Below are 20618 nucleotides of genomic sequence, written 5' to 3'. Positions count from 1 at the left end.
GACTGCGCCAGGGGGGAAGGTGAGCGGTGGGATGACCGTCGAGTCAGCCTTACGGGCATCACGGACCGCCCCCGGGCCCGGCGCCGTACGACCGGGCCGGGCGGTCACCGTGCCGATCAGCGCACTGGACGTCTCCCGCCCGCTGCGCAGCGGCGGACCGAACCCGGACCACGTCAGGACGCTGGCCACGCTGGACGCCTCGCTGCTGCCGCCCATCCTGGTGCACCACCCGACGATGCGCGTGCTCGACGGGGCACACCGGGTACAGGCCGAGCTGCTGCGCGGCGGTACGCACATCCGCGTGGAATTCTTCGAAGGCACGGAAGAGGAGTGCTTCGTCCTGGCGGTCCGCTCGAACGTCGGACACGGCCTCCCGCTGCCGCTGGCCGACCGCAAGGCGGCGGCCGCCCGCATCCTGCGCGCCTATCCGCAGTGGTCGGACCGGTCGATCGGCGAGGTGTCGGGCCTGTCCCCGAAAACGGTGGGCGCCATCCGGCGCCGTTCAGCCGAGGAAAATCCCCGCCTGAACGGTGGGGGACGGCTGGGCCGGGACGGCCGTACGTACCCCGCCAGCGTCGCCGAAGGGCGGCTCTACGCCAGCAAGCTGATCGGCGAGCGGCCGCACGCCTCGCTGCGGGAGATCGCCAGCCGCGCCGGGATATCCCTGGGCACGGCCCAGGACGTACGCAAACGCCTGGAGAACGGGCAGGACCCGGTGCCGGGGGCCCATGGCGGGGTGCGGCGGGCGGTGGGCCCCGGTGGCGAAGAGCCCTGTAATGATGGCGCCTTGGTCGCCAACGGACATCGCCGTACCGTGCCGGACGTACCGCATCCGTCATTGCCCGAGCGGTTACGCCCCCTGAAGCAGGACCCCGCATTGCGCTCCACCGATATGGGGCGCGCACTGCTGCGGCTGCTCAGCTCACACGAAATTCCGGTCGCGCATTGGCAAGCCCTCATCGACGGGGTTCCGGCGCACCGTGCCGGGGCGGTGGCCGACATAGCGGACCAGTGTGCGCGGATATGGCAGGAGTTCGCCCGCGAAATGGCCGGACGGGCGTCGGAAGGCTGACCGGAAAGGCTGTCGTACGGGGCCCGCGTCGGCCGCCGTTACCGTTGGGCTGAGCTGCCGTATCTCCTGCCGAGTGCTGCCGCGAACCGATCCGGACGCCGCCACCAAGTGCCGCCTCATCACCGCCATTCGCGCTCAAGGCAGGGAAAGCGGACACCAAACCCGCGCCCTCATAGGCCCGTTACACACGCCACGGCCTTGAACACCCCCATTTCGTTGACACCCCTCCCGGCCTCCCTGAGCATCTACCCGGCCGGGCGTTCGCTCGCACGGTGCTACGGCAGCGCGGAACCGGCCGCGCAGACCGCGAATTGGCGAAGGGATCGTGAGCCCGATGGCGACACAACCGCCTCAGATCGACCTCTCCGTAACCGAGCCGCTGGAGGCGGCAGTCGACGAGACCACCGCGCTGGCCCTGTACCCGGGGCTGCGGGAATTCCGGGCGACGCTGGGCGGCACCCCGCTCGTCGAGGTGCCCGGGCCGCCCGGCGGGGCGAAGATCATGGCCAAGTACGAATTCCGTAACCCGTCCGGCTCCGCCAAGGACCGCCCCGCGTATTCGATGCTCTGCCGCGCCATCAACGCGCACGTGGGCCAGGACGACCCGCTGAAGGTCGTGGACTGCTCGGGCGGCAACATGGCCCGCGCGCTGACCGGGCTCAACGCGGTCACCGGAATTCCCGTACGGGCCGTGATGCCCGATTCCGTACCGCAGAGCCTGCTGACCCACCTGACCGAGCGGGGAACCGCCGTCGACCTGGTACCGGCGTCCGAATTCCCGCTCGCCATCATGCAGCGGGCCTCGGAAATCGCGGCGGAGGACCCCAGCTGGACGCTGCTGGCCCAGCACCGGAACATGGCCAACGTCGCCGCGCACCAGTTCTTCACCGGCCGCGAGATCGTGGGCCAGCTCGACGGTGTGCGCCCCGTCGCCGTGGTCGGGGCGGTGGGGAGCGGAGGCATGATCGCCGGTGTGGCGCGGGCGTTGCGGGGTATTTCCCCCGGGCTTTGTGTCATCGGCGTGACCCCGGCCGAGCTGCCCTACGGGACGCCCGAACCGCCCAACGCCGAGCCGAAGTTCGCCGGGGCCGGCGGACTGACGTACGGCATGCGCCAGCCGTTCGTGGAGAAACTGATCCCGGAATTCGAAAGTGCCCAGGTCTCGCATCCCGAAGCGCTCACGGCGATGTACGACTTCTGGAAGGAGACCGGCACCAGGATCGGTTCGTCGGCGGGCGCTAGCTGGCTGATCGCGCGCGAGAAGGCGAAGAACCTCGGCCCCGACGAAACCGTGGTCACGGTTTTCGCGGACGCCGGGTCGAAGGAGGACTGGGAGAAGGCAGAAAGCATGGGGAACTGAGCCATGCATTCGTCGCAGCCCGACCGGCCCCGGCCCGTCGACCGCACACAGCCCGTCGACCGCACACAGCCCGTCGACCGCACACAGCCCGTCGACCGGACCCGGCCCGTCGACCGAACCCCACCCGACCGGAAGGCGAAAGCGGCCGCCGTACCGTTCGGCGGCCGGCACACCGGCGGCGGTCCGCTGTCCCGGATGCTGGAGGACATCGAGACGACGCTGGCCCGCGACCCCTCGATCACCTCCCGCGCGGAAGCGGTGTTCCACTCCACGCTGCCCGCGCTGTGGATCCACCGTGTCGCGCACCGCCTGTACGGCCGGCGGCACCGGATCGCCGCCCGCGTACTGACCAGCTGCGCGCGGGTGCTGACCGGCATCGAGATCCACCCGGGCGCCCGGATCGGTCGCCGGCTGTTCATCGACCACGGCACCGGCGTGGTGATCGGGGAGACCGCGGTCCTGGGGGACGATGTCACCATTTACCAGCAGGTGACCCTCGGCGCGGTGGGGTGGTGGCGGGACACGTTGCGGCCGAGCGGCGACCGGCGCCACCCCGAGGTCGGCGACCGGGTCACGCTCGGTGTGAACGCGACCGTCCTCGGCCCGCTGACCATCGGCGACGACGCCCTCATCGGCGCCCACGCGCTGGTGCTCGGCGACGTGGCCGCGGGGAGCCGCATCATGGGCGAGCCCACCGTCACCCGCCCCCGCAAGAAAGCGGACCTCCGGACCGACAGCGCCTGAGCCGGTCCCCCGCGGTGGTGGCGCCGGGCGGTGGGCCCGGTGCCGTACGCCGCAGGCGTCTTCGCGTACGCGCGGGCCGGTCCGGGCGCCCGCGTCGGCGCACTATCGCACCCAGATCTCGTAGAACGAGTCACCCTTGTTCACACAGTCGACCCGCGAACCTCTCCCCGAAAGGCAGAATTCATTGCCCTCCGGATCAGCCAGAACGTGTCGGCGCCCGTCTCCGGTCGGGCCTGCGGCGACGGGCCTGGCGCCGAGCGCGAGCAGCCGCTTCAGCTCGGCGTCCGGGGGGCGGTCGGTGGCGTGGACGTCGATGCGCAGGCGGAGCTGCGTGGGCCGCGGGTCGCTGCCGGGGCTGAGGACGAGGGCGGGCTGCGGGCCGCCGAAGCCGGTGCCGGGCGGGCCGATCTCGATGCTTCCGTCGTCCTCCCGGCCGAGTTCGACGTAGCCGAGGACCTCGCTCCAGAACGCGGCGAGCCGTTCGGGGCCGGCGCATTCGATGACCAGCTCGCTGATGCGGCATGCCATGCCGTCAGTGTACGGAGTACGCGGACAGCTCGACAGAAACGTTCTACCCCTCGACCAACGCCTTCACGAGCCGTGCCATCGAGGGCCATGGGTCGGGCGCGCCCGGCCAACTGGTCATCAGGAGGTGGTGGGCCGCGCCGACGACGGCCAGTGCCACGGCGTCCGGATCGACGGATTCCGCCACTCGGCCGAGTTCCTGTTCGGCCTTGAGGTAGCCGGTGACGGCTTCCTGGATCGCGTGGAAGCCGGGGGCTCCGCCCTCCAGGGCCTCGCGTATGCGCAGCGTGGCGGTGGGGCGGGCCATGGCCAGGCCGGACAGGGACGGGCCGCCGGACTCGAACAGCGCGAGCGTGACGGCTTCGAGGTTGCGGGCCACGGTGTCCTGGCCGACGAGGCCGGACAGGGCCCGTGCCTTCGCCGCCGCACGCGCGAACCGGTTGAGGCACAGCTCGGCCACGAACTCGTCGAACCCCGCGAAGTGCGCGTGCAGCAGCCCCTTGGCGCAGCCCGCCTCCGTGGTGACGGCCCGGCTGGTGAGCGCGCCGGGACCGTCCCGTTCCACGATGCGTTCGGCGGCCGCGAACAGCCGCTCGCTCACGTCCGGCGTCGCCACTCCGCGCGGTGACATGGTCCTCGGTCCTCGCTTTCCGTGGTCCGGCCTTCGCCCGCCTCCGAGGCGGTCAACTGCGTCGATGGTACGGGAGATTGCGGGTTTGGGCACGTGCCCATACTGTTTGGGCAAGCGCCCATTCCCGTCATCCCTCACAGGAGGCACGCGTGCCGGACGTCGTCAACACCGAGCAGGCCCAGGCATGGAACGGCCCCGAAGGCACCCACTGGGCCCGTCATCAGGACCGCTGGAACGCCGTGAACGGGGGCTTCAACGTCCCGCTCCTCGACGCCGCGCGGATCGCCGGGGACAGCCGGGTCCTGGACCTCGGCTGCGGGTCGGGCCAGACCACGCGCCTCGCCGCGCTCAGGGCGCCACGAGGGCACGCGTCGGGTCTCGACCTGTCCGGCCCGATGCTGGCCGAAGCGCGGGCCCGCGCGGCGCGGGAAGGCATCGCCAACGTTTCGTTCCTACAGGGCGATGCGCAGGTATACGGCTTCGGGACCGGCGCGTTCGACGCCGCGATCAGCCGCTACGGGGTGATGTTCTACGCCGATCCCGTAGCGGCCTTCGGCAACATCGGCCGGGCGCTGCGGCCCGGCGGCCGGCTGGCGTTCGTCTGCCCGGCCGATGCCGCGCTCAACGAGTGGGTGGCGGCCATGGCGTCGCTGCGCGACCTCGTGCCGGTCGGTGACTTCGGACGGCCGGGGCTGCCCGGCATGTTCTCCCTCGCCGCCCCGGACCGCATCCGCGAAGTCCTCACAGCGGCCGGATTCACCGGCGTCGCCGTCAGGCAGGCGGAGGCGTACGGGGAGTGGGGCCACGGGGCTGCGGACGCGGCGGAATTCGTGCTGGGCACCGGCCCCGGCCGTCACCTCATGGAGCAGGCCGCCGAGCCCACGCGTACCCAGGTCCGGCGCACCTTGACGGAACACCTGCGGGCCCACGAGGCCGCGGACGGCACCGTACGCCTGCTCAGCACGTCGTGGCTGGTCACGGCCGACCGGCCGATGCCACCTGGCGGGGACGACTGATCCCGTGATGTCGTGGCGCCGGGGGCACACTCGGCCGGAGCGTGTACGGCCGGTGCGCGCTCCGTCGGTCGGGCGTCGCCACGTCGCCGCCAACGCCAGTGCGTCAAACGGTAGTTCGGGTGGATACGCACTGGCGTGCGGGGGCGCCCCTCGGGGGGAGGTGGCGTGGGGTAGCGAAACGCCGAAGTGCGCCCAAGTGCCACCCCCGTAACAACTAGCGTGCGTGCTCCGCGAACTGCCGACGGCCGATCCGGAGGGCGCCGATGCCTGCTGCATTCCCCCAGGGAACTCCTGCCATCCAGGAGACCCAGGGCTCCCCGGGCTGCCCCCAGGGGGCGGAGTCCGCGTCGGCGGGCTCCCGGCGCCGGGAGCGGGAGGGCGGGCGGCACGGCCGGGCCGCGTTCCCGGAGACGGCCGCCGACTCGGCGATACGGACCCGCCTGGTGCGGCTCGCCGCCGTGCCCTGCCTCCTGGTCGCCGCCACCTGCTCGGCCGCCACCGCCTTCGTCGTACGGGTCGGCGGCGCCGAGCCGGCCGGCCGCGACTGGGTCGTGCTGCTCGGCGCCTGCGCCGTGGTCTGCGCCATCGTGACGGCCGCCGGCACCGCGGCCGCCAACGAGGCACGCGCCGCCGTGGCCCGCTACGCGCGCCTGCGCGAGGTCTGCGCCCGCGGCCAGCACGACCTCTACGACCTGCTGGAACGGGTGCGCGAGGGCGAATGGCTGCAACTGCGCGAGCGTGCACCGGCCGCCGCGCCGCCCGACGGTGATGCCCTCGACCTGCTCGCCCACGAGGTGGCCGAGGCGGGCCGGGCAGCCGAGGCGGCGGTCCTGGAGGGCGTGGCCATCGCCCGCGGCAACGCCAGCGGCAACGAGCAGAAGGTCGAGGTCTTCGTGAACCTCGCCCGGCGCCTGCAGTCCCTGGTGCACCGCGAGATCGAGCTGCTGGACGAGCTGGAGAACCAGATCGAGGACCCCGACCTGCTCAAGGGGATCTTCCACGTCGACCACCTCGCCACCCGCATCCGCCGGCACGCCGAGAACCTCGCCGTCCTCGGCGGCGCCATCTCCCGCCGCCAGTGGAGCCGTCCGGTCACCATGACCGAGGTGCTGCGCTCCTCCATCGCCGAGGTCGAGCAGTACCCGCGCATCAAGCTGGTGCCGCCGATCGAGGGCACGCTGCGCGGCCACGCCGTCGCCGACGTCATCCACCTGCTCGCCGAACTCGTCGAGAACGCCACCGTCTACTCCTCCCCGCAGACGAGCGTCCTGCTGCGCGCCCAGCTGGTCACGGCCGGCCTCGCCGTCGAGGTCGAGGACCGCGGCCTGGGCATGTCCCTGGACGAGCAGTCCCGGATGAACGGCCTACTCGCCGACCCCGACCACATCGACGTGGCCGAGCTGCTGAGCGACGGGCGCATCGGGCTCTTCGTGGTCTCCTCGCTCGCACGGCGGCACGGCATCGTGGTGCGCCTGCAGAGCAACATCTACGGCGGTGTGCAGGCCGTCATCGTCGTGCCGAAGGGCCTGCTCGGCCCGCAGATCGAGCAGGGGCACGGTGACGAATCGTTCGCGGACGCCGGGGACATCGACCTGACGGTCCCGGAGCCGCGCACCCTGACCGATGCCGCGTCCGGGTACCGGAGCGCGTACGACGATGACGGCGCGGCCCCGCGCGGCCCGCGCCGGCGGCTCGTCCAGGCCGCGCACGGTGCGCCCGTGGCCGGGGCCGCCGAAGGCGCGTACCCGGACATCGTGTACGGCGACGGCGTATGGCCCAGCGCCCCCGACACCCCGCACGCCGGTACGCACGCCGTGCACGCCACCGCGGTACCGGCCGACGCTCCGCGCCCGACCGGCGCACACCGCGCCCCCGACCCCTTCATTGACGCGGACCGGCACCCCGACCCGCACCACCCCGACCCGCACCACCCGGACCCGCACACCACGGCCGACCCGGGCCCGGTCCTCATGCCGCCCGCCCCGCCCGAGGCGGACGACGGCACCCGCCCCAGCCTGCCGCGCCGCCGCAAGCAGGAGCACCTGGTGCCCCAGCTGCGCGGCGACCCGATCCTGCCGTCCGCCGGACGCCGCGACGGCAGGCCCGAACCCGAGCACGACCCCGGTCTGATGGCCGCCTTCCGCCGCGGCATCAGCCTCGCCGACGAGAGCTACGGCAGTCCCGCCGACCACGACGGTTACGACAGTTACCGGGCCGGTACCGAAGCCGGCCACGACAGGACCGACCCCCGCCGAGGAGACGACCGCGACCATGGTGAGTGACGTGCACACGCAGGCCCCTGCCCTGCAGGGAAGCCAGCACACCGACCTGTCCTGGCTGCTGACCGGACTCGTCAACCGCGTACCGCATGCGACCAGCGCGCTTCTGCTGTCCTCGGACGGCCTGGTCAAGGCGGCCCACGGCTTCGACCCGGACAGCGCCGACCACCTGGCCGCCCTCTCCTCCGGCCTGTACTCCCTCGCCCGCAGCGCGGGCGTGCGCTTCGGCAACGGCGACGACGTGCTCCAGGTCGTCGTCGAGCTGGAGACCACGTTCCTGTTCGTCTCCACGGCCGGGTCCGGCGCGTGCCTGGCCGTGCTGGCCGGCCGGGACGCCGATGTCGCGGTCCTCGGCTACGAGATGGGGATGCTGGTCAAGAGCGTACGGCCCTATCTCGCGACGCCCGTGCGACAGCAGGCCCGCGCGGGCGGTCGCTGAGGATGGGCGTACGGCGCCGCCGCAGAGCGGGCCGCGACATCCCGTGGCTGGACGACGAGGCCGGCCGCCTGGTCCGCCCGTACACCGTCAGCAACGGCCGGACCAGGCCGACCGCGCACTTCGACCTGCTGACCATGGTCATAGCCACCGGCAAGCGGCCCGCCACCTGCCAGGGACCCGACTACGCGCAGGTGCTCGGGCTGTGCGGCGGCCCGGTGTCGGTTGCCGAGATCGCCGCGCACATACGCCTGCCCGCCGTGGTCACCAAGGTCCTGCTGGCCGATCTCGTCGACTGCGGGGCGCTCGCCGCCCGCGCGCCCGTCCCGGTGGGCGCCGGCGGGCCGGACTCCCCGAACCGTACCGACCGAGCCCTGCTGGAGGCGGTGCTGCATGGACTACGCAAACGGCTCTGACGCCCTGTCCGCCGGTGCCCGGCCCGCGTCCGCCGGCCATCCGTCCCCCGCGTGGCCGGACTCCGACCCCTTCCCGCTGGCGCTGAAGATCCTCGTCGCCGGAGGCTTCGGGGTGGGCAAGACGACGTTCGTCGGGGCGGTCAGCGAGATCGAACCGCTCAGTACGGAGGAGCTGCTCACCCAGGTCAGCGTGGGCACCGACGACCTGGCGGGCGTCGAGGACAAGAACACCACCACGGTCGCCATGGACTTCGGCCGGATCACCCTCGGCCGGGAGCATGTCGTCTACCTCTTCGGCACCCCGGGCCAGGACCGCTTCTGGTTCCTGTGGGACGAGCTGTCCAACGGGGCGCTCGGCGCCGTCATCCTCGCCGACACCCGCCGCCTGGACCAGTGCTTCGCCGCCGTCGACTTCTTCGAGCGGCGCGGCATCTCCTTCGTCGTCGCCGTCAACGAGTTCGACGGCGCGTACCACTACGAGCCGGACGAGGTGCGCACCGCGATGGCCCTCGGCCCCGGCACCCCGGTCGTGCTCTGCGACGCGCGCCAGTGCAGTTCGTCCACCCATGTCCTGGTCGCGCTCGTCCGGCACCTGCTGTCCCCCGCCCTCGCCGCCACCCCGGAGCTCCCGTGACCCGTCCCGTCCCGCGCGCGTCGTACGCCTCCTACGACCCCACGCGCCATCTGCTGCTGACCCCGGAGGACCACGAGGCGCCGGCCCGCGTCGCCCGGCTGCGCGAACTGGGCATCGGCGACGCGCCGCTGCCCGCCTTCGACGCGTTCGCGCGCAAGCTGGCCCGGACGACCCGGGCACCGTACGCCATGGTCAACTTCATCGACGAGCACCGGCAGTACTTCGCCGGGCTGTACACGCCCGGCAGCGACCAGGCGCCCGTCGAGCTGGGCCCCGCCCCGCCGAGCGCCCGGCCCGGCCGTGTGATGGCCCGCGACCACGGCTACTGCCCGCACGTCATCGTCCGCCGCAAGGCGCTGGTGCTGGAGGACGTCTGCGACTACCCGCGCTTCGCGGGCAACCCGGTCGTGGACGAGATCGGCATCCGCTCCTACCTGGGCGCCCCGCTCATCGACCGTACGGGCATGGCGCTCGGTACGGTCTGCGTGGTGGACCTCGAACGCCGGCCGTGGGGGCGCGAGGGCCTGGAGACCATCAAGTCGATGGCGGCCGAACTCGTCGAGCAGATCCACCGCATGGAGCGGCGGCAGGCCGAAGCCGGGGAAGGCTGAGACCGCGCGCCGCGCGACCGGAGTTCGTACCGCTTCTCCCGGACACAGCCGCCGGGAGGAGTGGCGCGGGCTCCGGCGCGCGGTGTGGTCCCGCGGTGCGCTAACCGGTCGGCTGCAACTCCGTCCGCCCCCGCGGGAGACGGGCGGGCGCCGCCCCCTCGTCCGTGTCCTCCGCCGCCTCCGTGCGCACCACGTCCGACAGGCGGCTGGACCACTCGCCCTTGGGGGCGCCGAGCGCCAGCTCGCCCAGGCGCAGCAGCTGGATGTCGGAGGTGCCGGCCGGGGCGAAGATGTGGTGCGCGTCGCGCAGGTAGCGCTCCACGGGCCGGTCCGTGAACAGCCCGCAGGCGGCGTGGATGTCCATCGCGTCGCGCGCCGATTCCAGCGCGGTCTCGGCGTTGACCAGCTTGGCGTTCATCAGCTCGGCGTCGCACGGCAGTCCCCGGTCGAGGAGGTGGACGGCGTGGTAGGCGGCCAGCCGGGCGAGCAGCAGCCGGGACTGGATCCGGCCGAGCTTGATCTTGATGTTGCCGAGGTTCGCCAGCGGCTTGCCGTATCGTTCCCGCTCCGCGCAGAACCGCGAGGTCTCGTCCAGCACCGCCTGGTGGATGCCGAGCGACACCGCGGTCAGGTTCGGCCGGCCGTACAGCACGCTGGAGGAGTACGCGACGGCCAGCCCGTCGCCCTCGCGGCCGAGGAGGTTCGCCGCCGGCACCCGGCAGTTGTCGAAGAACAGCTCGCCGAAGCCGAAGCCGTGCAGCCCCATCGCGGGCCGCTGCGCACCGGCCCGTACGCCCGGCCGGTCCGCCTCCACCAGGAACGCCGACAGGCCCGAGGAGCCCTCGCCGGTGCGCATGACGACGCCGTGCAGATCGCCGACGTGGCTGTTGCCGACGTGGATCTTGCGGCCGTTGAGGACGTAGTCGCCGCCGTCGCGGACCGCCGTGCCGGTCATGCCGAGCACCTGGCCGCCGGACTGCGGCTCGGTGACCGCGATGGTCGGCAGGCACGCGCCCGCGGCGATGGCCGGCAGCCAGGTCTTCTTCTGCTCCTCGCTGCCGAAGTGGATGATCTTCGCGGCGCCGAGCTGGGATGCCTGCACCATGGCGCCCATGGCGCCGCTGACCCGCGACAGCTCCTCGATGATGACGGTCTTGGCCAGGTGTCCGGCGCCCATACCGCCGTAGGCGCGGTGCACGGTCGCGCCGATCCACCCCTGGCGGGCGATCAGGCGCGACAGATCATGACAGACCGTACGGGCCGCCTCCATCTCGGCTATCCGGGGCCGGACCTCGCTCTCGGCGAAGTCCCGCACCCGGCGCCGGAGTGCTTCGTGCCGTTGGTTGGTGAAGTAGCGATGCAAGACGAGCCTCCTTGGCTGAACGCCCCCGCGCTGTGCTGCTGCTCGCTTCGCCGGACGGCGCGCTCCGGGTGTGCGCCGCCGGTCGCCCCGGCCCCTGCGGTGCCGCTCCGGACCGTCATCGGTTGTTTACCTTGTGCAATACACGTTGGCATACCTGCTGCACGGCGCATAAAACATCAACTCCGCGCATTTATGCGACCAATAGGAGCGCGCAGAACCCATTCACCACCCCTGTGGTCTACGGTGCGGGGAGCACGTCCGGCGGTGTTTCCCCGGGGTGGCGCAGGTCGGCGCGAAGGCGGGGCCCGCGGCCCCGCACGCTTCGCCGGCCCTCGGTTCCCCGCTCCGCCGACCATGGAGTCCGTCCGACCGAGGAGGCACCTCATGACCGACGATCTGCGGCTGGGCGTCATCGGCTTCGGCCTGCGCGGCGACCTCGCGCTCACCGCCCACCGGCCGGGATACGGCGCCCGGGTCGCCGCGGTGGCCGACACCGACCCAAAAGCGCTGGCGTACGCCACCAGACGCCTCCCCGGCGCCGAGGCGTTCACCGACCACCGCGCGCTCCTGGACCACCCGGACCTCGACGCGCTGCTCGTCCTCACCCCCGACCACACCCACGCGGACCTGGCGTGCCAGGCCCTGCGCGCGGGCCGCCCGGTCTTCGTGGAGAAGCCCCTGGCCATCTCCGTCGAGGACTGTGACACGATCCTGCGGACCGCCCACGACACCGGCACGCGCCTGTACGTGGGCCACAACATGCGCCACATGCCGGTCATCCGGCTGATGCGCGAGCTGATCACCCGCGGCGACATCGGCCGCGTGCGGACCGTATGGGTGCGCCACTTCGTCGGGCACGGCGGCGACTACTACTTCAAGGACTGGCACGCCGAGCGGCGCCACACCAACGGACTGCTGCTCCAGAAGGGCGCGCACGACCTCGACGCGCTGCACTGGCTCGCGGGCGGCTACGCGCGCCAGGTGCAGGCGCTGGGCGACCTGATGGTGTACGACGATCCGGGCATGCGCCGGGCACCGGACGAGCCCCGCCCGGAGGACTGGCTGGCGCACGACGCGCACTGGCCCCCCGGAGACCAGCGCGGCCTGAACCCGCGGATCGACGTCGAGGACGTCTCCCTGGTCAACATGCGCCTGGACAACGGGGTGCTGGCCGCCTACCAGCAATGTCACTTCAGCCCCGACTACTGGCGCAACTACACCGTCATCGGGGACGCGGGCCGTCTGGAGAACTTCGGGGACGGGCCGGGCGGTTCGGTACGGGTGTGGAACTCCCGCCAGTCCGGCTTCCGCGCCGACGCCGACGCGGTGTACCAGCTGCCGGCCAACGAGACGGACGACGAGGCGGGGCACGGTGGCGCCGATCCGCTGCTGGTCGACGAGTTCCTGCGGTTCGTCCGGCACGGCGGACGCACCGACACCTCGCCGGTCGCGGCCCGGATGGCGGTGGCGGCGGGCGCCCTGGCCACCGCCTCGCTCCGGGGCGGCGGCACCCCGCGCGAGGTGCCGCCGCTGGACCCGGTGCTGGTGGACTACTTCGAGCGGGGCCAGACCAAGGAGGAGTGAGGACGCCTCCCGGGCACCTCAGCCCCCGCAGCAGGAATCGCGCCGGTGCCGCCGCCCCACCGCCAGCCAGTCCGTCTCCCGCGCCGCGGCCCGGGCCGCGCGGGCGGTGGGCGCGGGGAAGGCCGCCACCAGGTCCCGCTGCTCGTACAGCCGCCCGCCGCGCAGCACCGCGGCCGTACGGACCAGCGAGGCGAAGTCGGTGAACGGATCGCCGTCCACGATCACCAGGTCGGCCAGCTTGCCTTCCTCCAGCGTGCCGAGGTCCTGGTCCGCGCCGAAGACACGGGCCGGGAGCGCGGTGGCGGTGCGCAGGGCCTGCGCGGGGGTGAGCCCGTAGCGGTGCAGCGCGCGCAGCGCCAGGTGCAGGTGCAGGCCGACCGGCGTCAGCGGCTGATCGGTGCCCAGCGCGACGAGCCCGCCGCCGCGCAGCACCCGCCGGTAGACGCCGACTTCGGTCTCGATGTCGCCCAGCTCCTTCGGGGTGGGCCGCTTGCCGGCGTTCTCCCGCACCAGCGCGACGTCCCACGGCGGCATGAGCGTCTTGACCCGGGCGTCGTCGGCGAGCCCGGGGTCGGCGCCCAGCAGCACGGAAGCGGTGAACGGGGTGGCGATGAGGTGGAAGTCCGTTGCGGTGTAGACCTCCTCCACGTCCTCGTACGCGTGCCCGGTGGCGGTGACCGCGTGCCCGAACTCCAGGCGCTGAGTGGCCTGGAGGTGGGTCGTCAGGTCCTGGCCGAGCTGTACGCCGGGCGTCAGGAGGTGCCCGCCGGAGCGCACCCCCAGCCGCTGGTGCGCGAAGCGCGCGGCCTCCGCCATGATCCAGCCGGGGGCCCGTACGTAGGTCTTGACGAAGTCCCAGTCGAGCGCGGCGCCTCGCTCCAGCGACCGGCGCAGGCCCTCGCGCGTGCTGTGCGCGCGGCCCATGCTGTAGGCGACGCGGCTGCCGTCCAGCAGCTCGCCGCAGGCCAGCAGCCGCGGCCCGGCGAGCGTACCGGCGGTGACCGCCTCGCGGATGCGGGCCTGTTCGTAGGAGAAGCCGCCGAACGAGACGGCCGTGGTGATGCCGTAGGCGAGCTGGAGCGCGGTCTGCCGGCCGCCGTACGTCGTCTGCCACGGGTGGGTGTGCGAATCCCACAGCCCGGGGATCACCGTCCGCGCGGAGGCGTCGACGCGGCGCGCGGCGCGCCGTCCCGCCCGGGCGTGCGGCTCCACGGCGGTGATCCGGCCGTCCCGTACCACCAGGTCGACGTCCTCGCGCACCTCCTCGCCGGTGCCGTCCCAGAACCGGCCCGCGTGCACGACCGTGTCCCGGGCGCGCGTGCCGCGGTGGTCCAGGGCCACCTTGACCGTACGGGCCGGGCCGCCGTGCACCCCGGTCAGCCGCAGCCGGCCGGCCGAAAGGTAGAGGAGGGTGCGGGAGTCGCCGGACCAGGAAGGGTGGTCGGCGCTCTCGTCGGTCAGCCGGCGCGGGGCGCCGTCGGGCGTGCCGTCCGGCCGTACGGGCAGCACCCACAGCGCGGATTCGGCGATCAGCGCCAGCCACCGGCCGTCCGGGGACCAGACCGGACCGGAGTCGTAGCGGTCGGCGATGGACAGCAGTGTGGTGCCGGGGCCCGGGGTGTGCAGCCGGTCCTTACCAGTGCGGGTGTCGACGATCCGGATGAGGTTGTAGCCCTCGCGGAAACGGCGGTTGAGGCGGTTGCGGTCGCAGAACGCCAGGTAGCGGCCGTCCGGCGACCAGCTCGGCCGGCCCGGCACGCCGCCACCGCCCAGCGGCTCGGCGGCCACCCGCTCCGTACCGGCCGCCAGGTCCCGTACGACGAGGTTGCCCGACATGTCGATCGCGGCCAGCCGCCCGCCGTCCGGGGACAGCGCGGGCTGTACCCGGCCGCCTTCGGCCAGTACCGTCTCCGTACCGGTCGCCAGGTCGTGCCGGCGGACCGCGAACAGCCCGTCGCGGTCGTCGGCGTACAGCAGGGACCGGCCGTCCCTGGCCCAGCTCGGCCCGAGGACGTACCGGGTGGGGTCGGCCCGTACGACACGCCGCGGCCGTCCGCCCGAAGTGGACGCCACCCACAGCGAGTTGAGCGCGGCGAAGGCCACCTGCCGCCCGTCGGGGGAGAGCGCGGGCAGATGCACTCCGCGCACCGGCCGGACGCCCGTGCGCTCGAAGCCGTAGTCCTTGACCTCGTAGCGGGGGCGGCGCACCGGCAGTTCGGCCTCGAAGTCGATGGTCTCCGCGTCGTCCGGCGCGCCGGGCCGCAGCACGGTGAACCGGCCGCCGACGGTCAGCAGCAGTTCGTCACGCGAGATCCAGCGCGGCGGTACGGGCTCCACGTCACCGTCCACCGGGACCTGCGCGCCGTCCACGACGAGGGCGCAGGTGGCGCCGGGGCGCTCGGTGGTGCGCAGATAGGCGAGCCGGGCCGCGCCGCTCTTCGCGGCGGGCGCCACCGCCGGGACCATGACCTGGCCGCCGGAGGTGTCGGTGTGCTCGACCGTGACCTCGCCCCCGCCGTCGGCCCGTACGGACACGATCGTACGGCTGTCGAGGGCGGTCCCCGAGACCGTGCCGCGCACGAACCACAGCCGCGCGCCGTCCGGCGACCAGGTGGGGTCGAAGTCCTCCCACGCGCCGTCCTGGAGGGGGCCTCGCTGCCCGGCCCGCCCCGTGACCTGGGTCAGTTTCCGTGTCCGTACGTCCAGGACCCAGATCCGGTACGGACTGCCCGCCACCGGATTACCGCCCCGCTCGGAGGCGAAGGCGAGCCGGGTGCCGTCCGGCGACCAGGCCGGGCCGCGGTCGTCCCACGGCCCGTCGGTCAGCTGCCGCAGGTCCGTGCCGTCCGGGCGCAGCGTCCAGATGTGGAAGCCGCCGCCGCGGTAGGCGCAGACGGCGACCCGGCTGCCGTCGGGGGAGAAGACGGGCCGGGTCGGCTCCAGGTCCGGCGGGGTCAGCGCGCGGGCCTCGCCGCCCCCGCGCGGCACGGACCACAGGACGTTCTGGATCTCGGCGATCAGCCGGTCGCCGGCGGGGGAGAGGGTGGCGGAGCCGTTCGTGGCGGCGGTGAAGGAGAGGGTGGGCAGGCCGGCGGCATCGGCCGCGTGGGCCGCACCGGCGAGCGGGCCCGGCAGCCCGGCCAGGCCGGTGACCGCCGCCGCCGAGGCCGTTCCCTGGAGGAATCTGCGCCGCGAGAAGGGCCGCGGCGGGAGCGCGGCCGGGGAAACTTCCTCGGATCTGTCCGTGGTGTCCAACGGTCCTCCAGCTGTGGGGGATTGCGCGGGCCGGTCGCCGGCAAAGGGACGACTGATCGTGTCACGCGTGGTCGGCCGGAGGTCAACACTTACAGGGGAGTGTCTGAGGTGTGTCCCAGAGGTGGCCGGGGCGTCGGGGGTACGGGGAGGGGCCGGGCGGCGAGAATGACGCCGGAGGTACAAGGCGGTGAGTACCGGCGGGGCCGCCGCCGCCCCACTCTGCGATGCGTACGTCGCCCGGCAGTCAGGAGAGTGCGTCATGCAGCCCGTACAGCAGGACTTCCACGAGGCCGCGGACGGCGTCCGCGTCGCCACGTACACCTGGGTGCCGGAGTCGGCCCGGCCGCGCGCCCTGGTACAGATCGCTCACGGAGCGGCCGAACACGCCATGAGATACGACCGGTTCGCGCGCTTCCTGACCGGACACGGCTACGTGGTGATCGCCTCCGATCACCGGGGCCACGGTGCCACCGCCGCCTCCACCGGCGGTCCCGGCGTCGCCGGTGACGACGGGTGGCGCGCCATCGTCACCGACCTCAAGCACGTCGGCGACCGGGCCGGCGCCGCCCATCCCGGCCTGCCGCTGGTCCTCCTGGGCCACAGCATGGGCTCGATGCTGGCCCGCGACTACGCCCAGGAGTACGGCGCCGACCTGGCCGGGCTGATCCTCACCGGCACCTTCCGCAGTCTGCCCGGCGCCGAGATCGAGACCAGCGCCGCCGCCCTGGAGGCGGAGATCGCCGAGGGCGGACGCGCCGCCCGCTCCGGCTTCGTCCCGCACCTCTTCAGCTCCTTCAACGACCCGTACGAGCCCCGTACCGGCTTCGAATGGCTCTCCCGCGACACCGCCGAGGTGGACCGCTACGTGGCCGACGAGCACTGCGGCTTCCCCTTCAGCGCCGGGCTGGCGCTGGACTGGGTACGGGCGGTCCGCAAGGTCAACGACCCGCGCAACCTGGCGCGGATGCCGCTCGGCCTGCCCGTCCACATCGCGGTCGGCGACCAGGACCCCTGCAACCAGCGGCTGACACATGTCGCCGAACTCCTGGAGGACTTCCGCTATCCGGGCCTGCGCGATGTGACCTGGCGGGCCTACCCCGGGGCCCGCCACGAGATCCTCAACGAGACCAACCGCGACGAGGTGCAGCGGGATCTGCTGGCGTGGCTGGACGAGCGGGTGTAGGCGGCGGGCGTCCGGAGGAGGACCGGCCACCACCCACCTCACCGGCCGAGAAAGCCGGTGATCCGCTCGCGCAGCGACCGTACGTCCAGGCCCTGCCCCGCCAGATGCTCGTCGATCTGCCCGTAGCGGCGCAGCTCCCGGCGCCCGACGCCAAGGCCGAGGACACGGTGCGGCACATGCGCCAGCGCGTCGTTCGCGTGCCGCGTCGAGGTGCCCTCGTGGTACGGCTCCACGATCACCACGTCCGCCGCCGTGGCCCCGGCCACCGCCGTGCGCAGTGCCGCGTCGTCGAAGGGTCGCACGGTCGAGGCGTACAGCACGGTCACGTCCAGCCCCTCGGTGGCGGCGAGGACGTTGTCCAGCATCGGCCCGACCGCCAGAACGACACCGTCCCGCCCTTCGCGCACCGGCAGGAACCGCGCCCCGTCGACCGGCCGCGCCGCCTCGTTGCTCTGTACGGACAGCCGTACGTAGACCTTGTCGTCACCGGCAGCGGCGGCGTGCCGCAGCAGCGTCTCCGCCTCGTCCGGGTGCCCGGGGACGTGCACGGTCCAGCCGTCCAGGCTGTCCAGCAGGGCGATGTCGCCCGGCGCCATGTGGGTGAAGCCGCCGGCCGGCCAGTCGTAGGACCCGGCGGCGCTCACCAGCACCCCGCCCACGCCCTGGTGCCCGAAGTCCAGCTTCACCTGCTCGAAGGGCCGCTCCACCAGGAAGCTGGCGAAGGTGTGCACGACGGGCCGCAGCCCGGCCAGGGCCAGACCGCCGCCCACGCCGATGAGCAGCTGCTCCCTGATGCCGACGTTGACCACCCGCCGGGGGTGGCGCTCGGCGGCCGTGCGGAAGCCGTCCACGCCGATGTCGGCGAGTACGACCGCCAGCCGTGGGTCTTCGTCGAGCAGCTGGGTGGTGACCGAGGCGAAACGTTCGCGCATGGTGTCCATCGGATGGCGACCTTTCAAAGTTGTCATGGGGTGCGGTGCTGCTTGTGCTGCGGTACGGACGCGGCTCAGGCGGCCGCTGCGCCCGGCTCCGGCTCGGGCGCCGCCTTCGGCTTCGGCTCGCCCGCGTACTCCTTGGCCTCCACCCGGGCGACCACCGCGTGCGGCCGGTCCGGGTGCGGCCGGGTGAAGGCCGTGTACAGCGCCTCGTGGTCGCGGCCGTCCACGGTCGTCACGGACCAGCCGGCCGCCTCGAACCGCGAGGCGATCCCGCCGCGCCAGCCGTGCGTCGCCGAGGAGTTGTCGATGACCAGCGTGTGCAGCCGGGACAGGCCGGCGGCGCCCGCGTACGCGATGGCCTCGTGGTTGCTGCCCTCGTCCAGCTCGGCGTCGCCGATCAGCACCCAGACCGCCGGGCCGGTACGCCCCTGGGCGGCCAGGCCCAGCGCCGTGCCCACGGCCAGCGGCAGCCCGTGCCCCAGGGAACCGCTGCCGATCTCCGCGCCCGGCACCAGCAGCCGGTCCGGGTGGTGGCCGAGCGGCGAGTCGTACGAGCCGAAGCCCGGCAGCCACGCGGTGGGGAAGAAGCCCTTCGCGGCGAGCACCGCGTAGTAGGCCATCGGGCCGTGCCCCTTGGAGAGCAGGAAGCGGTCCCGGTCCGGGTCCTCGGCGGTGGCGGGGGAGACCCGCAGCACCCGGTCGTAGAGCACCCACAGGGCATCGAGGGTGGAGGTGGCGGCCGGGCCGTGCTTCTCGTCCCCGGTCATCAGGCTCATCAGGCGGGGGAGCGCGGCGAAGTCGGCGACCGGCGAAGCGGTGGCGGCCCCGGTCGCGCCCGTGGTCGTGTTCGTCATGGCAGGAAGCTTGCAACTTAAAGCGCACTTGAAGTCAAGCGCTAACCTGCCGGCATGACTTCACCCCACGACCGCCTCCCGATCGGGGAACTCGCCGGCCGCAGCGGACTGGCCGCCTCCGCGCTGCGCTACTACGAGGAACTGGGCCTGATCCACTCCGAACGCACCAGCGGCGGCCAGCGCCGCTTCACCCGCGCCACCCTGCGGCGCGTCGCCTTCATCCGGGCGGCCCAGGTGGTCGGCCTCTCCCTGGAGGAGACCGGCGTCGCCCTGGCCAAGCTGCCGCAGGGCCGCGCCCCGAACGCGGCCCAGTGGAACAGCGTCGCCCGCACCTGGACCCGCCGCATCGACCAGCAGATCGCCGAACTTGAGGAGCTCAAGCGCAAGTTGGCGGGCTGCATCGGCTGCGGCTGCCTGAGCCTGCGCAAATGCGGCCTCTACAACCCCGGCGACGCGGCGGCGGAGAGCGGGGCGGGCGCCCGCTACCTGCTGGGCGAGCGCCCCGACACGGTCGGCGTCGACGCGCCCGGCGTCACACCTGGCCGGGCTTGAAGACGTCCTGCTCGACGAGCAGCTTGTCGATCCGGGCCTTGTCCACCCGGTTGGTGACCTCCTCGGCCTCCTGCCGGTCCCGTACGCACTTGGCCAGCGTGAACGCCGACGAGACCACGAAGATCAGCCCCAGCCCGAGGAAGCCCCGCTCCCAGGCGCCCACGGGCAGCTTGACGATGCCCACCATCAGGGCGACCAGGGAGAGCCCGAACGAGATCGCGGACTGCACGAAGAAGGCGGTGGTCGTCGGCCGCTGTATCGATGGAGTGGTCATGCGCGTAGCGTGCCGCCGCCCGCCCGGGGACGCATGAGTACGCATACTCAGCCCCGCCCGCCCCCGCCCACGGCCCCCGGCCGGCCGCCCCGCCGGAACCCGGCAGTGGACACCCCCTGACATGCGGTATTGTTCTCGTGCACGGCCGCCCGGGACAAAACCCGGACCGGACGGGCACCGGGACGTGGCGCAGCTTGGTAGCGCACTTGACTGGGGGTCAAGGGGTCGCAGGTTCAAATCCTGTCGTCCCGACGGTGCGAAAGCGCCCGTTGGCTTGGATGGAAGTCCAGGTCAGCGGGCGTTTTCGGTGTGCCGTGGAGCATGGCGGCGCAGGTACTCATCCGCGTTCCTGCCCGGCTTCTTCCCGCTGCCGCCCGCCGCCTCCGCGCCCGAGCTGACACGCGTAAGCGCCGCTGACGCGCTACGTGTGCCGTCGCGCCCGCGCACTGCGCACCCGCCCTTGTGAGGCATCCACGCACGGCGCAACCACGGTCAGTGCCTAAGAGGGTACGCACGGTGGTCTGTCGCTGACACCACAGCGCCCCGCTCCGGCCGCGTGCCGGGGTGGGGGCGCCTTTGCCGTTTCCTGGGCGTTGCGATGGCTGAGCCTTTCGCCGTATTTATCAGCTCTCCCAGGTGATGGGGCATCACTTCCGGGTCGGCGACCGGCCGTTCGAGCGTTGCCGACGCCCCGCGGCCCCCTCTTCGATTCCTCGGGAACAGCCCCCCGTTTCCACCGTTTTCACTGTCCATAAGTGGACTGGTGCGCGTTATTCCTCGCGTGACAGGATGCGGGCTGCGGTTTCGGCGGTGCTAACTGCGTGCGGGGCGCGGGCGGCCGGGATCGGGGGAGCGAAGCCGGGGGGCGGATGCCATGGGGGGCGTGCGGGG

19 protein-coding genes and 1 tRNA gene are annotated in these 20618 nt (G+C 73.0%); 13 read left to right on the top strand and 7 right to left on the bottom strand.

Annotation, left to right across the window (positions count from 1 at the left end; genetic code table 11):
- Positions 1-31 precede the first annotated feature (31 nt).
- The 3 genes from ADK86_RS24770 to epsC all read left to right on the top strand — a co-directional run bounded on the left by ADK86_RS24770 (position 32) and on the right by epsC (position 3176).
- The gene (locus tag ADK86_RS24770) at positions 32-1072 is read left to right on the top strand and encodes a ParB N-terminal domain-containing protein (RefSeq protein ID WP_053698565.1); all 1041 of its coding nucleotides are present in this window, start codon (positions 32-34) and stop codon (positions 1070-1072) included.
- A 334-nt stretch (positions 1073-1406) separates the two neighbouring features.
- Positions 1407-2432, top strand: a complete 1026-nt coding sequence (locus tag ADK86_RS24765) for a PLP-dependent cysteine synthase family protein (RefSeq protein WP_053698564.1) — start codon at positions 1407-1409, stop codon at positions 2430-2432.
- A 195-nt stretch (positions 2433-2627) separates the two neighbouring features.
- Positions 2628-3176, top strand: a complete 549-nt coding sequence (gene epsC, locus ADK86_RS24760; protein WP_053698584.1) for a serine O-acetyltransferase EpsC — start codon at positions 2628-2630, stop codon at positions 3174-3176.
- 102 nt (positions 3177-3278) lie between these two features.
- Here epsC and ADK86_RS24755 read toward each other — a convergent pair whose 3' ends face one another.
- Both ADK86_RS24755 and ADK86_RS24750 read right to left on the bottom strand, forming a co-directional pair.
- On the bottom strand, positions 3279-3704 hold the full coding sequence (locus ADK86_RS24755) for a VOC family protein (RefSeq protein WP_053698563.1): 426 nt from the start codon (positions 3702-3704) through the stop codon (positions 3279-3281).
- Between the two features lie 43 nt (positions 3705-3747).
- Positions 3748-4332, bottom strand: coding sequence for a TetR/AcrR family transcriptional regulator (locus ADK86_RS24750; RefSeq protein ID WP_053698562.1), 585 nt, complete (start codon positions 4330-4332; stop codon positions 3748-3750).
- Positions 4333-4481: 149 nt separating this feature from the next.
- Here ADK86_RS24750 and ADK86_RS24745 point away from each other — a divergent pair, with 149 nt between their 5' ends.
- From ADK86_RS24745 to ADK86_RS24720, 6 genes are all read left to right on the top strand, one after another.
- On the top strand, positions 4482-5348 hold the full coding sequence (locus ADK86_RS24745) for a class I SAM-dependent methyltransferase (RefSeq protein WP_053698561.1): 867 nt from the start codon (positions 4482-4484) through the stop codon (positions 5346-5348).
- Positions 5349-5611: 263 nt separating this feature from the next.
- On the top strand, positions 5612-7630 hold the full coding sequence (locus tag ADK86_RS24740; protein ID WP_053698560.1) for a sensor histidine kinase: 2019 nt from the start codon (positions 5612-5614) through the stop codon (positions 7628-7630).
- Entirely contained in the window at positions 7620-8066 is a 447-nt protein-coding gene (locus ADK86_RS24735; RefSeq protein WP_030374731.1) for a roadblock/LC7 domain-containing protein, read from the top strand. Before ADK86_RS24740 ends, ADK86_RS24735 begins: the two co-directional genes overlap by 11 nt.
- Positions 8067-8068: 2 nt before the next feature.
- The gene (locus tag ADK86_RS24730) at positions 8069-8479 is read left to right on the top strand and encodes a DUF742 domain-containing protein (RefSeq protein ID WP_030646628.1); all 411 of its coding nucleotides are present in this window, start codon (positions 8069-8071) and stop codon (positions 8477-8479) included.
- Positions 8457-9113 (top strand): GTP-binding protein, encoded by a 657-nt coding sequence (locus ADK86_RS24725; protein WP_053698559.1) that lies wholly within the window; start codon positions 8457-8459, stop codon positions 9111-9113. The genes ADK86_RS24730 and ADK86_RS24725 overlap by 23 nt, the downstream gene beginning before the upstream one ends.
- Positions 9110-9724, top strand: coding sequence for a GAF domain-containing protein (locus ADK86_RS24720; protein ID WP_053698558.1), 615 nt, complete (start codon positions 9110-9112; stop codon positions 9722-9724). Before ADK86_RS24725 ends, ADK86_RS24720 begins: the two co-directional genes overlap by 4 nt.
- 100 nt (positions 9725-9824) lie before the next feature.
- Here ADK86_RS24720 and ADK86_RS24715 read toward each other — a convergent pair whose 3' ends face one another.
- Positions 9825-11087: an acyl-CoA dehydrogenase family protein gene (locus ADK86_RS24715; RefSeq protein ID WP_053698557.1), complete on the bottom strand. Its 1263-nt coding sequence runs from the start codon at positions 11085-11087 to the stop codon at positions 9825-9827.
- A gap of 384 nt (positions 11088-11471) precedes the next feature.
- Here ADK86_RS24715 and ADK86_RS24710 point away from each other — a divergent pair, with 384 nt between their 5' ends.
- Complete coding sequence (locus ADK86_RS24710) at positions 11472-12671, top strand: Gfo/Idh/MocA family protein (protein ID WP_053698556.1); 1200 nt, start codon at positions 11472-11474, stop codon at positions 12669-12671.
- Positions 12672-12689: 18 nt separating this feature from the next.
- Here ADK86_RS24710 and ADK86_RS24705 read toward each other — a convergent pair whose 3' ends face one another.
- Entirely contained in the window at positions 12690-15926 is a 3237-nt protein-coding gene (locus ADK86_RS24705) for an amidohydrolase family protein (RefSeq protein ID WP_053698555.1), read from the bottom strand.
- A 259-nt stretch (positions 15927-16185) separates the two neighbouring features.
- Between ADK86_RS24705 and ADK86_RS24700 the strand changes: the two genes are divergently transcribed.
- Positions 16186-17109, top strand: coding sequence for an alpha/beta fold hydrolase (locus tag ADK86_RS24700; RefSeq protein WP_053698554.1), 924 nt, complete (start codon positions 16186-16188; stop codon positions 17107-17109).
- A 38-nt stretch (positions 17110-17147) separates the two neighbouring features.
- On the opposite strand, the gene ADK86_RS24695 is transcribed toward ADK86_RS24700, so the two are convergent.
- On the bottom strand, positions 17148-18050 hold the full coding sequence (locus ADK86_RS24695) for a transketolase family protein (RefSeq protein WP_053698553.1): 903 nt from the start codon (positions 18048-18050) through the stop codon (positions 17148-17150).
- Between the two features lie 65 nt (positions 18051-18115).
- Complete coding sequence (locus ADK86_RS24690) at positions 18116-18901, bottom strand: transketolase (RefSeq protein WP_053698552.1); 786 nt, start codon at positions 18899-18901, stop codon at positions 18116-18118.
- Between the two features lie 54 nt (positions 18902-18955).
- On the opposite strand from ADK86_RS24690, the gene soxR reads away from it, so the two are divergent.
- Positions 18956-19453 (top strand): redox-sensitive transcriptional activator SoxR, encoded by a 498-nt coding sequence (gene soxR, locus ADK86_RS24685; protein WP_053698551.1) that lies wholly within the window; start codon positions 18956-18958, stop codon positions 19451-19453.
- Here the strand turns inward: soxR and ADK86_RS41315 are convergent.
- Positions 19434-19727, bottom strand: a complete 294-nt coding sequence (locus ADK86_RS41315; RefSeq protein WP_003986124.1) for a YiaA/YiaB family inner membrane protein — start codon at positions 19725-19727, stop codon at positions 19434-19436. The two genes, soxR and ADK86_RS41315, sit on opposite strands and share 20 nt — an antisense overlap.
- 178 nt (positions 19728-19905) lie before the next feature.
- Between ADK86_RS41315 and ADK86_RS24675 the strand changes: the two genes are divergently transcribed.
- A tRNA-Pro gene (locus ADK86_RS24675) sits at positions 19906-19979 on the top strand.
- The last annotated feature ends 639 nt before the right edge of the window (positions 19980-20618 follow it).

Origin of the sequence: Streptomyces sp. NRRL F-5755 (genome assembly GCF_001279365.1) — a bacterium.
GTDB lineage: Bacteria > Actinomycetota > Actinomycetes > Streptomycetales > Streptomycetaceae > Streptomyces > Streptomyces rimosus.
Note: the sequence above shows the minus strand (reverse complement) of the source record. Positions and strands in the feature narration are given on the sequence as shown.